This is a genomic window from Paraburkholderia sediminicola (genome assembly GCF_902859805.1).
Taxonomy (GTDB): Bacteria; Pseudomonadota; Gammaproteobacteria; order Burkholderiales; family Burkholderiaceae; genus Paraburkholderia; species Paraburkholderia sediminicola.
Map to the genome: position 1 here is coordinate 776214 of NZ_CADIKC010000001.1, position 11809 is coordinate 788022.

The window sequence follows — 11809 nt, forward strand, 5'->3', positions numbered from 1 at the left end:
GAAAAATCCATCCAATCCCCTGCTGGAGCGATGAATATGAGTGACGTCCAAGACGGCAAAGCAGCAAGCGAGGCAAACACGTCGAATGCAGCGAATATGCCGAAGGATCGGATCGAACACGTCGTTCTGCTGCTGATGGAAAATCATTCCTTCGATCAGATGCTCGGCTGTCTGGACGAAGTACACACCAGCCTGGATGGAATACGTAACGCCGCGTCGAAGTCTAACGACGACGGCGAAGGCCATACCTTCTTCCCTCAGGTGACCCAGGAGCGGCAGATGCGCCACGATCCGGATCACGGGTATGAGGCTGTGCTGGCCCAGATCGCGGGAGACAACGGCGGCTTTGTTCGATCGTTCGCAAAGGACTACCCGAAGAGCACCCTCGCCGCGCGGCAAGACATCATGGGCTATTACCCGCGCGGGTTTCTCCCGGCATTGCACACGCTGGGCGAGCAATTCACGGTGTGCGACAAGTGGTTTTCATCGTTACCAGGCCCAACCTGGCCGAACCGCTATTTCGCGCTGACAGGTACGTCGATGGGCGAAGTGGGAATGCCCGTTGGACTCGACGCCCTGAATCCGAGGTGGTACACCGAGCAGAACCAGGACACGATTTTCGACCGCCTCAATGACAAAGAGAAAACGTGGAAGATCTACTTCTACGATTTTCCCGCGTCCCTGCTATTGAAAAACCAGCGTCAAGCGAAAAACCTCGCCAATTACCGGCGGTTCGACACGTTTTTCGACGACGCAGCCGGCCCTGCGAACGAGTTTCCCGAGTTCGTGCTCATCGAGCCGAAATACTTTGGCGAAGCCCAGAACGACGACCATCCACCGCACAACATCATGAAGGCGGAGAAGCTGATCGCCGACACCTACAATGCGCTGCGCTCCAATCAGGCGTTGTGGGAAAGCACACTGTTAGTCATCCTGTACGACGAGCATGGCGGCTTTTTCGACCACGTGTATCCGCCTTCGAATGCGGTAGCGCCCGACGAACACACGGACAGCTTCGGCTTCACCCAACTCGGTGTACGGGTTCCCGCCATTCTCGTCTCCCCATGGTGCGACGCGCGCGTGTGCAATACGCAATTCGATCATTGCAGTCTGCTGAAATACCTCTGTGACAAGTGGGGGCTTGCGCCGCTCGGCAATCGCACACGAGTCGCGGCAAGCGTCGGACTTGCAATCCGCTCAACGGGAATTGCCCGAACCGATACACCCCGTTTTATTCGCGTGACCAATCAATCGCTGATTGCGGAGCACGTGGAACTCGAAAGGAAATCGTCGAACGGCAATCAGCACGGACTCCATCATTTCGCGGACTTTTTGCACGCAGAGTTGGATAAGTTGGCGGCGGACCTGGTGGAGTCGGCTTCGCACCTCGCGCTTACCGAAACGGGGTGGGTCCGGCTAAAGAGCGCGCTCGGCTCCGCGATGATGCGGTTTGGCCAGTGGCTCAGCAAAGACTTCTATCAGGCCCGAGATGATCGTGAAGCGCGCACCGGCCAGGCGTTCACGCGGCTCACACAATCCACGAATGTCCCTGCGCAGACTCAACAAGACAGCGCTTCAGTTTCGGCATCCCGGTCCTAGCAAGCCGCCCGCACGCGGGTCCCATCAACCCACTCGCCTTTTTTATTGCAAATCTCGCAACAAACATTACCTGAATTGATGATTACTCCGGTCAGATCGCAAAACTACAATGCAATCACTGACTACGAACAACACCGCTCGTAGCAAGATAAAGACCGAACTGGAGGTAGTTCATCATGAAATCGCTCATTCAAGCTGTTGTTGTCGCCGCTGTGCTGGCCGCTCCTGTTGCCTCGTTTGCGCAGTCCAACCAGCCCGTGACCCGCGCCGAAGTCCGCGCGCAACTGGTTCAACTCGAAAAGGCCGGCTACCAGCCGGGTCGTGCCGACCCGTACTATCCGACTGACATCCAGGCTGCGCAAGCCCGTGTCGCCCAGCAAAACGGTACCGCAGAAAGCAGCTACGGCGGTGTGGCGACTGGCTCGTCGCAGTCGGGCCACCCGGTTCCGGTGAACGGTCCGAAGTCGGTTTATTTCGGTAACTAAGCTGCCAACTCAGTTGGCAACCCGGCCGGCGGCCGAGCCGCCCAGCGGAACGAAGCAGAGGCCACGACGTTTGCCCTGATCGACCGCGAGGCAACATAGATAGCCGCACGCTCTGATTCAAACGAACTGGCCCGCGACCGAGTATCCCCGATCGCGGGCCAGTTCTGTATTCGATACCTCCGTCATCGGGCTCCCGATGACTTCGCCTGGACCTTCACGGTCTGGGCGCTTTTTGTTTATGTCGTGCTACGTCTGGCCTGAGCCTCTGCGGCGCCAGGCTGCTTACGTTATTCGCGGGCGATCAGATCACCCACCTGGCCTCGCCCCGTGACGAGACAGCTCGACAGGAAATTTTCACCCTGGCTGCTGGCTCCGGCGTCACCGAAACCCTTTTTCAACGCATTCGACTTAACCAGCTCCGCGCCCCGGTGGCACGTAATTGTCCCCATCTCTCCGGCTTGCGCACGCATCAGCGCTCTATCCGCCATCAAATAGCCAAGCAACAACACCACTGCAATATTGAACGCTTGTCTCATGAATCGTCTCCTCTTTTGAAGAGACTAACGCGAACCACCGATGCAGGATGCTAGGGGTTTCCCGATTGGTGGCTATTCAATGATGCAGATTAAGTTGAAAGGCAATGCTGCATGAATCGGCTACGCGGCGTGGCTGAATCCACATTATCTATACAGCGCAACCCACGTTCAGAGTCGAGCTTCGATTAGCTTGATCCGCTTTTCAACCGATGCGCGCACCAGACCATTCGAAGGCACCAGCAGCAGTGAAGACGCAATGATCTGATACACCTGATTGCGCCGGACTTTAGAAACCTTGGCCGGGTCGAGCCAGTCATTGTTATCCACCAGCAACAGCAGCGTGTCCAGGCCAATCAGAATCGGCCACAAGCAGGCGAGTCGCAAACGCACGGAAAACGCGGGGATGGCCAGCGTGTAATCCAACGCCTCGCGAAAATGATCCAGCGACTTGCGCACAAGTTCGATCATGAGCGGCCGGGCGCGAACAGAATTTGCCGGCTGCAGGAGGTCTTGCGCGCTCAGACCATATTGATCGAGCATCGTCTGCGGAAGGTAGCAGCGGCCGATCCGCAGATCCTTGCCGCAATCGCGCAGCACGTTGGTCATCTGCAGCGCTTTGCCGAAACGCACGCCGCGGCGCGCCATGATCTCTGGCCGCTCTTTCAGCGTGCCGGGCATGTGCGCGTAGGTCATGGTGGTCCAGAATTCGCCGACGCAGCCGGCCACCAGGTAGGTATAGCGGTCGAGTTCGTCGTATTCGCGCAGCGCGGCGAGCTGGCCGGAACGTTCGTCGGGGAACGTGCGAAGGTCGAATTCCATGCCTTCGGTCAGCGTCGACACAATCCCGCGTACGGCTTTGCGATCGGACTCGCTCAGTTGCGACAGCACCTCGAGTGCAGGTCCAAGCGATTCGAGCAGGACCTTTTCATCGGACTGGACCTGTTGGCCCGCCACTTCCGTGGCCATGCGCTGGAACAACGCGCCATCGTTCGGGGCGCCGTTGACCTGGTCGCGCAGCGACAGCAGCATTGCAAGGCGTTGCTCGGGTGAGATCAGCGAGGTGTCCGCAATCGTATCGGCCGCGCGCGCAAGCAGATACGCGAGGCCGATGGGATCGCGCATCCCGGCGGGCAGCACGCGCAGGGTGAGATAGAAGGAGCGTGAAACGCCTTTCAGGAGCGGGCCAAGAAGAAAGGCCCGGGTCGGATTCGGCATGGATGGGATCAGGTCGGTATTGGGCAAAAATCAGGCGCTGCCGAATTGTATACGGCGAAGCGCCTTTGCCGTGCGACGAGGGACCCAGAGTCAACGAACGATGCGCGCCTTACGTCGCGCCGCAAGCAGCCGCGTAAATCACGGCGGGATCGCGCTGTGCCGCGTCGTACATCGCGTCGACGAGCGCTGCCCGATGCGTGAGCACCGCGCGCTGATTGATCGACCCCTTATCGGTGATCTCGCCGAGATCGAGCGAAGGGGCGGCGTCCATCAGCCGGATTCGGGCGATCGTCGTTGCACCGCCGGTCGCACCGCGATTGAGCGTTGCCAACAAGGCCGCAAAATGCGCACGCACGACGGGTGCTTCGATCACCTCACGCGCGCTGGCCGACGAAGGCAATCCCGCCAGCCGGCGGCAATCGTCGAGCCGCGGAAACACCAGCAGACCTACGTCGTCCCGATTCATTCCCGCGACCACCACGTCCTGCACATACGGCGCGCCTTCGGAGATCACGCGAGCCCGCATCGGGCCGACGCTAACAAAGGTGCCCGAACTCAGCTTGAAGTCCTCGGCGATTCGCCCGTCGAACAGCAGCCCGAGCTCCGGCCGTTCGACATCGACGAAGCGCAACGCGTCGCCGCTGCAAAAGTAACCTTCGTCGTCGAAGGCGTTGTCCAACTCCGCGGAATTCGCGCGCCAATAGCCGGCCATCACATGCGGTCCGCGATAACGCGCTTCGAGTTTGTCGCCGACCGGTGCGAGTTTGACTTCGCAGCCAGGCGCCGGTGAGCCGACGTAGCCGGCGCGCATGATCGGACCCGTGGTGAACAGGCAGGACGGCGAGGTCTCGGTCATGCCGAGTCCGGCCATGATGCGAATGCGCTCGCCGCAATATTGCTCGGTGACGCGTTCGAGCCGGTCCCACGCCGCTTGCGAGAGCCCCGCTCCCGCGAAGAAATACACCTTCACGCGCGAGAAAAACGTCGCGCGCAATTGAGCGTCCTGCTCCAGCGCGATGGCCAGTTCTTCCCAGCCCTTCGGCACGTTGAAATAGATCGTCGGCGCGATTTCGCGCAGGTTGCGCAGCGTTTCTTCGAACTTGCCGTTGACCGGTTTGCCGTCGTCGATATAGAGCGTGCCGCCGTTGTAGAGCGCGATGCCCGCGTTATGGCTGCCGCCGAAGGTGTGATTCCATGGCAACCAGTCGACCAGCACCGGAGGCACGTTCGCGAACTCAGGAAACGTTTCGAGCAGCATCTGCTGATTGCTGCACAGCATGCGGTGCGTGGTCGGCACGGCCTTGGGCAGTTTGGTCGAGCCCGACGTGAACAGAAACTTGGCGATGGCGTCCGGGCTCACCGCCGCCTGAACGGAATCGACCGTGCCGGGCGTTGTATTCAGCAGGTCGCTGAATGAAGTCACACTGCGCGCCGCCTGCGGCTCCTTGGGCCCGGTTGCAGCGACGACTTCGACGTCGGCTGGCACCACGGCATCGATCGCCCTGGCAAAGGCGTCGTAGCCCGTTGCGAAGACCAGCCCTGGCGTCAGCAGATCGATCGTATGACGCAGCTTGCCGAAGTCGCCGGAGGCGAGCGCGTATGCCGGGGAAATTGCCGCATACGGAATGCCGGCCCACATCGCGCCGAGCGCCAGTTGCAGGTGCTCGAGATCGTTGCCCGAGAGAATCACGACCGGACGTTCAACGGAGAGATCGCGCGCCAGCAGTGCTTGTCCAATCGCGCGAGCACTTTGCAGCGCTTTCGCGTAGCTCAGGCCGATCCATTGACCGTCACGGCCGCGTCGCGCCGCCAGCCAGCGCTCCGGATGTTCGCGCGCGCCGCTCGCGAGCCGGTCGGTCATACGTTGTGGGTGTTCGCCGAGCGGCTCGGCAGCGCGCAAATACCACGTGTCGCCGCGCCGTTGCGCATGCAACGATGACGCGCCGATCGTCGTCGCGCGGTAATGCGTCGGCGCGTTGTCACGCGCGGCGGGGGTGTTCGGTTGTCTCGGCTCGGAATGCAACGCCTGTCTCCATGGAAAGCAGTCTGCGCCCCGTTCTCTGCGGCGGGCGCGACCTTCCTTTAATGCTTCAACGCGGCTATTCGACCGCGGACAATCAAATCGGATAGTGCCGCGGGCCGGTCTGAATCGTGATCCAGCGCAGATCGGTGAACTCGGCGATCGATGCCTTGCTGCCAAACCGCCCATAACCACTCTTCTTCACGCCGCCGAACGGCATCTGCGCTTCGTCGTGCACGGTCGGCCCGTTGATATGGCAGATACCTGACTCGATACGTTTCGCCACATTCAGCGCGCGCGATATATCGCGACCGAATACCGCTGCGGAGAGACCGTAGTCGCTATCGTTCGCAATCTGAATCGCTTCTTCGTCACTGTCCACACGCTGCACCGTCACCACCGGGCCGAAGGATTCCTCGGCATAGAGCAACATGTCCCGCGTTACGCCGTCGACAATCACCGGTTGCATCACTGCGCCTTCAACCGAACAGCCGACCGGCAGCTTCGCGCCCTTCTCATGCGCGTCTTCAACGAGCGCCTTGATGCGCCGCGCGGCCGCCACGCTTTCGAGCACGCCGAGCACGGAATCGGCCGCAGCGGGATCGCCCGCCTTCAGGGTTCGCGCTTTGGCAGCTAGCTTCTCGACCGTCACGTCGGCGATTTTGCGATCGACGATCAGCCGCTCCGTCGACATGCAAATCTGCCCCTGGTTGAAGAATGCACCGAACGCGATGCCGTCCACCGCCGCATCCAGATCGGCGTCGTCGAGCACCACCACAGGCGCCTTGCCACCGAGCTCGAGCAAGGCCGGTTTCAGATGCTGCGCGGCATGTTGCGCGACGATGCGTCCAACCCGCGTCGAGCCCGTGAAATTGACCCGCCGGACCGCCGGATGAGCGATCAACCTCTCGACGATCGCCGGCGCATCTTCAGCCGAATGCGTGATGACGTTCACCACGCCATCGCCGAGACCGGCCTCCTGCAACACGCTGCCAATCAGCCGATGCACACCGGGACATCCTTCCGATGCCTTGAGCACGACCGTATTGCCGCACGCGAGGGGCATGGCAATTGCCCGGGTGCCGAGAATCACCGGCGCATTCCACGGCGCCATGCCGAGCACCACACCGCACGGTTGGCGCACGGCCATCGCGAGACTGCCCGGCACGTCCGACGGAATCACGTCGCCGTCGATCTGCGTGGTCATTGCGGCGGCTTCGCGCAACATGTTGGCGGCCAGCATCACATTGAAGCCGTACCAGTTCGGCATGGCGCCCGTTTCGGCCACGCCGGTTTCGATGAACTGCGCGGTGCGCGCATCCATCAGTTCGGCTGCGGCCAATAGACGTTTTCGACGCTCAGTCGGCGCCAATGCGGACCATGTGGGGAACGCGCGCGCCGCGGATTCGACTGCCGCGTCGGCGTCGGCCAACGTGGCGGCAGCGGCGCGCGAGGCCGCCACGCCGGTCGCGGGATTGATCCGCTCGAAGGTTCTGCCGTCCGATGCGCCGCGGCTCTTGCCGTCGATCAACAATGTCACTTCATGCATGTGTCTCGTCTCCTCGCTGTGTCTCTCGTCCCGCCGGTCTTCCTACGCGTGTAGCTGTCTGACGCTACCTCAACGCCTGCAATAGCTCAGCGCTTATAGGTTTGCAGACCCGGCTTGATCGCCTTCTCGTCGAGGAACTGCTTCAGGCCCTGCTCGCGGCCGCCTTCGGGATCGCGCAGTTGCGCCTGATCCAGCTTGGCGTACAGGTAATCCTCGTTCTGGTCCCACGTCAGTTCGCGGCAACGCTTGAAGCCGTGCTTGGCTGCGCGCAGCACCACCGGATTCTTCTGCAACAGCTTGCCTGCGAGAACACGCGTCGCCTCACGCAGTTCGGCACGCGGCACGCTGTTGTTGACGAGACCCATTTGCGCTGCTTGCTGCCCCGTGAACGTCTCGCCGGTCATGATGTAGTAAAGCGCCTGACGATGCCCGACGGTGTCCGCCATCGCCTTGCTCACCAGGTTGCCCGGCGGAATGCCCCAATTGATTTCGGAGAGGCCGAACACGGCTTCGTCCGCTGCGATCGCGAGGTCGCACGCCACCAGCGGTGAGAAGCCGCCACCGAAGCACCAGCCGTTGACCATCGCGATGGTCGGCTTCGCGTACATGCGCAGCAACTGCCACTGCCAGCGACATGCATCACGGCGGATTTTTTCCTGCAGGATTTCCGGGCCGGCGTCGACTTCACGGAAATATTCCTTCAGGTCCATGCCGGCGGTCCACGCATCTCCCTCACCCGTCAGCACGAGAACCTGTGCTTCGGCGTCCAGTTCGACTGCCTCCAGGACCTCGATCATTTCCTTGTTCAACGTCGGGCTCATCGCGTTGCGCTTCTCGGGACGATTGAACGTGACCCATGCGATGCCCTCTGCCACATCGACCTTGACGGTTTCCCAACGACCTTCGTAATTCATCTGCTTTCTCCGTGAATGTTGACCGCAGCAGCGGCCCGTTGACTGCATTTAATATCAGGCTACCTGATATGTAAAGCGGAATTTCGCAGACTCGGTGCAAACCCCTATCGGTCGATTTAACGCTGAGGCGCGCTAAGATGCAGGCTAGACCGGACCCCAGCCCACCATGAGCAAAAATCCAGATTCGCCCGCCGAACCCACCACCACGCGTACCCGTCGCCCGCACCTGCGGTTGGCCTATGTGATCGGAAGTCTCGACCGCATCCTGCGGCGCCGCATGACCGAAGCACTTGCGCCGCTCGGCCTGACGCTTTCGCAATTCACCGCGCTTTCGGTGCTCGACGCAAAGGGGCAGGCGTCCAATGCGCAAGTGGCCGAACGCTCCTTCATCACGCCGCAATCGGCTAATGAAGTGATGAACGCCATGGCGAGCCGGAACTGGGTCAGCCGCGAGCCGGACCCGACGCACGGCCGCATCGTGCTGCTGCAACTGACCGATGAAGGGCGGGCCGTGCTGCGCGAATGCGAGCAGGCGGTGAAGACGATCGAGAAACAGATGATGGAAGGCCTCGAGCTCGACACGGCCGGCGTCGTACAAACTCACCTCGAAACTTTCGTGCGCAACCTGCGCGACTAACTCTCCCGTCTCGGCAAATCGCTAGGTGTTTTCACCGAAGCATTTGCACTTGTGTTATCAGTCTACCTGATATTAAATCCTATCCACGATGCAGCGTGTGGAGACGCGTTGTATCGCGTCGAATCGAATGGACAGCAACGCAGACATCGAACCGATGTGCTGTGCGCTGCGACTTTCGCCGGGCGGTTCTTAAGCATTCTTCGGTGACCTCGACGGCGGTCTGAGTCCCGTTTCATCGAGCCGGTCTGGAACACCGGCCCGCCCCGACATTGAGCAAACGCAACGGTCTTTGCGTCTGGCCGCCACGCCAGTCGGCGACTGCGCATCTGCCGCTCTTCATCGACACCGGAAAACCACGCATTTTAATAAGGATCACTAACGTGAAAAGAGCCGGAATCTTACCCTCGACAGAAAGCCTTGCTGGACCGGCGACGTCCAGCCGGACAAACACCTTTGTCACACTCGGATTGTGTTTTGCCATCGCGCTGCTCGAAGGGCTCGACTTGCAGTCGGTCGGTGTCGCCGCGCCACGGATGGCGCGCGAGTTCGGTCTGTCGGTCGGACAAATGGGCCTCGCGTTCAGCGCCGGGACCTTCGGCTTGCTGCCGGGTGCGATGTTCGGCGGACGGCTTGCCGACCGGATCGGCCGCAAGCGCGTGCTGGTGATTTCCGCATGCCTGTTCGGCTTGTTGTCGATCGCGACCGCGCTAGTGAGCGACTTTCACACGCTGGTGATCGTGCGAGTGCTGACAGGCATTGGTCTTGGCGGTGCATTGCCTAACCTGATCGCGTTGTCGTCGGAAGCGGTCGAGCCGCGCTCGCGCAGCACCGCGGTGAGCGTGATGTATTGCGGCATTCCGTTCGGCGGCGTAATCGCTTCGGTGATCGGCGTGTTGAGCGCGGGCGACACCGAGTGGCGGCACATCTTCTACGTGGGCGGCGCAGGGCCGCTGGTGCTGGTGCCGCTGTTGCTCGTGTTTCTCGCGGATTCGAAGGCATTCACCCAAGCCTCGCGAGACGGTCACGCGAAGCCCGCGCCGGTCGGCGAAATCCTGTTCGGCGGCACACGTGGCCTCTCGACCGTGCAGATCTGGGTCAGCTATTTCTGCACGCTGATCGTCCTCTATTTCCTGCTCAACTGGCTGCCTTCGCTGATGGCCGCAAGCGGCCTGTCGCGCGCGCAAGTGGGCTACGTGCAGATTTTCTTCAACATCGGCGGCGGCATCGGCGCGTTGTGCATCGGCATATTGATGGACCGGATGCGCTCAGGCGTAGTGGTGGCGGGCATGTATATCGGGATCATCGCGTCGCTCGCGGCGCTCTCGATGGCGCCCGGCTTCGGCGCGCTCGCAACCTCAGCGTTCTTCGCGGGGATGTTCGTGATTGGTGGGCAATCGGTGCTGTACGCGCTCTCAGCCGCTTTCTATCCGACTGCCATGCGCGGCACCGGCGTCGGCGCGGCAGTGGCGGTAGGCCGTATCGGCTCGGTGGTCGGCCCGCTGGCAGCAGGTCAATTGCTGGCGATGGGACGCAGTTCGTCGACGGTGATCGGCGCGAGCATTCCCGTCACGCTGATCGCCGCCGCGGCTGCGCTGCTGTTGCTGCGCCGTCCGCGCGCCAACGACTGACTGACCAGACAGGAAGATTCAAGAAAACTCAAGAAGACCCCACAACAAACACATTCGATCAACGGTTTGGAGACATCCTGCATGCAAGCATCCACACGCATTCTTCTTTGTGGCGCATTGTGCGCCGTCAGCGGCGCCGCGGCGGCTCAATCGAGCGTAACGCTCTACGGCATCATCGACACCGGCATCGAATACGTATCGCACGCAAACGCCGCGGGCAAAAGCGTGTTTCGCATGCCGTCGGTTACCGGTGAACTGCCCTCGCGTTGGGGCCTGCGCGGCAATGAAGATCTGGGCGGCGGTTATAGCGCGGTATTCACGCTGGAAAGCGGCTTCAACGTGCGCGCCGGCGATCTCGGCCAGGGCGGCCGGCTATTCGGGCGTCAGGCATTCGTCGGCATCAAGAGTCCGTACGGCACCGTGTCGTTCGGACGACAGTACACGATGACGTATCTCGCGCTGATGGGTGCGGACCTGATCGGCCCGGACATCTATGGCCTGGGCTCGCTCGACGCCTACGTGCCGAACGCCCGCGCCGATAACTCGGTGACCTACCTCGGCACTTACGCTGGCGTGACGCTCGGCGCGAACTATTCATTCGGCCGCGACGCGGCGGGCACTGGCAACTCGCCGGGACAAGGCACCTGCACCGGCTCGGTAGCCGGGCATGCAACGGAATGCCGCGAGTGGTCGGTGATGTTGAAATACGACGCGCCGCTCTTCGGCGTTGCGGCGTCGTACGAGGAACAGCGCGGCGGGAGCACTGCTGCGGCGAACTTCTTCGATGGCGTTGCACCCATTCCGCTCACCAATGCCACCGACAAAGACATCCGCACCCACGTCAGCGCGTACGCCAACATCGGCAAGGCAAAGATCGGCGCGGGCTGGCTCAATCGCCGGGTCGAACCGTCGGCTGTCACGATTGCGGCCGTGCGCTCGAATCTGTTCTTCGTCGGCGCTTCGTACTTCGTGACGCCGGCTTTCATCGTCGACGGCGAGGTCTATCACATCACCAATAGCGAGCACGACACGCGCGCCACGATGGGCACGCTGCGCACCACCTATCTGCTGTCGAAACGCACCGCGGTCTATGCGCAGGGCTCGTATCTCGCCAACAGCGCGAAGGCACGCTACTCGGTCAGCGCCGGTGGCGGCGGCACGACACCCACGGCAGGCACCGGCCAGACCGGCGTGATGCTCGGCATTCGTCATTCGTTCTAGGGGAC

10 protein-coding genes are annotated in these 11809 nt (G+C 61.6%); 5 read left to right on the top strand and 5 right to left on the bottom strand.

Translation table 11 applies throughout. The annotated features are described in order from the left end of the window. Positions 1–36 precede the first annotated feature (36 nt). A complete protein-coding gene (locus R8871_RS03410; protein ID WP_175049041.1) occupies positions 37–1599 on the top strand; it encodes an alkaline phosphatase family protein in 1563 nt (520 codons plus the stop codon). Positions 1600–1775: 176 nt separating this feature from the next. Then, complete coding sequence (locus R8871_RS03415; RefSeq protein WP_175049042.1) at positions 1776–2084, top strand: DUF4148 domain-containing protein; 309 nt, start codon at positions 1776–1778, stop codon at positions 2082–2084. A gap of 287 nt (positions 2085–2371) precedes the next feature. Here the strand turns inward: R8871_RS03415 and R8871_RS03420 are convergent, their stop codons facing one another. From R8871_RS03420 to R8871_RS03440, 5 genes are all read right to left on the bottom strand, one after another. Continuing rightward, positions 2372–2620 carry a hypothetical protein gene (locus R8871_RS03420; protein ID WP_175049043.1) on the bottom strand — a complete coding sequence of 83 codons (249 nt, stop codon included), beginning with the start codon at positions 2618–2620 and terminating at the stop codon, positions 2372–2374. A 168-nt stretch (positions 2621–2788) separates the two neighbouring features. Next, positions 2789–3835 (bottom strand): phytoene/squalene synthase family protein, encoded by a 1047-nt coding sequence (locus R8871_RS03425; RefSeq protein ID WP_175049044.1) that lies wholly within the window; start codon positions 3833–3835, stop codon positions 2789–2791. A 109-nt stretch (positions 3836–3944) separates the two neighbouring features. Next, positions 3945–5858, bottom strand: coding sequence for a feruloyl-CoA synthase (locus R8871_RS03430; RefSeq protein WP_407673082.1), 1914 nt, complete (start codon positions 5856–5858; stop codon positions 3945–3947). Between the two features lie 94 nt (positions 5859–5952). Further along, complete coding sequence (locus tag R8871_RS03435) at positions 5953–7404, bottom strand: aldehyde dehydrogenase (protein ID WP_175049045.1); 1452 nt, start codon at positions 7402–7404, stop codon at positions 5953–5955. Positions 7405–7490: 86 nt separating this feature from the next. Further along, complete coding sequence (locus R8871_RS03440) at positions 7491–8318, bottom strand: p-hydroxycinnamoyl CoA hydratase/lyase (protein ID WP_175049046.1); 828 nt, start codon at positions 8316–8318, stop codon at positions 7491–7493. Between the two features lie 166 nt (positions 8319–8484). Between R8871_RS03440 and R8871_RS03445 the strand changes: the two genes are divergently transcribed. The 3 genes from R8871_RS03445 (at position 8485) to R8871_RS03455 (ending at position 11804) form a co-directional block, all read left to right on the top strand. Then, positions 8485–8955, top strand: a complete 471-nt coding sequence (locus R8871_RS03445; protein ID WP_175049047.1) for a MarR family winged helix-turn-helix transcriptional regulator — start codon at positions 8485–8487, stop codon at positions 8953–8955. Positions 8956–9422: 467 nt separating this feature from the next. Next, positions 9423–10583: a 3-(3-hydroxy-phenyl)propionate transporter MhpT gene (gene mhpT, locus R8871_RS03450; RefSeq protein WP_246287469.1), complete on the top strand. Its 1161-nt coding sequence runs from the start codon at positions 9423–9425 to the stop codon at positions 10581–10583. A gap of 81 nt (positions 10584–10664) precedes the next feature. Further along, positions 10665–11804, top strand: coding sequence for a porin (locus tag R8871_RS03455; RefSeq protein WP_175049049.1), 1140 nt, complete (start codon positions 10665–10667; stop codon positions 11802–11804). Positions 11805–11809 lie beyond the last annotated feature (5 nt).

Coding starts and splice junctions, on each gene's coding strand:
- R8871_RS03445 (WP_175049047.1), top strand. CDS start 8,485: ATGAGCAAAAATCCAGATTCGCCCGCCGAACCCACCACCACGCGTACC.
- R8871_RS03410 (WP_175049041.1), top strand. CDS start 37: ATGAGTGACGTCCAAGACGGCAAAGCAGCAAGCGAGGCAAACACGTCG.
- R8871_RS03455 (WP_175049049.1), top strand. CDS start 10,665: ATGCAAGCATCCACACGCATTCTTCTTTGTGGCGCATTGTGCGCCGTC.
- R8871_RS03420 (WP_175049043.1), bottom strand. CDS start 2,620: ATGAGACAAGCGTTCAATATTGCAGTGGTGTTGTTGCTTGGCTATTTG.
- R8871_RS03425 (WP_175049044.1), bottom strand. CDS start 3,835: ATGCCGAATCCGACCCGGGCCTTTCTTCTTGGCCCGCTCCTGAAAGGC.
- R8871_RS03435 (WP_175049045.1), bottom strand. CDS start 7,404: ATGCATGAAGTGACATTGTTGATCGACGGCAAGAGCCGCGGCGCATCG.
- R8871_RS03440 (WP_175049046.1), bottom strand. CDS start 8,318: ATGAATTACGAAGGTCGTTGGGAAACCGTCAAGGTCGATGTGGCAGAG.
- R8871_RS03415 (WP_175049042.1), top strand. CDS start 1,776: ATGAAATCGCTCATTCAAGCTGTTGTTGTCGCCGCTGTGCTGGCCGCT.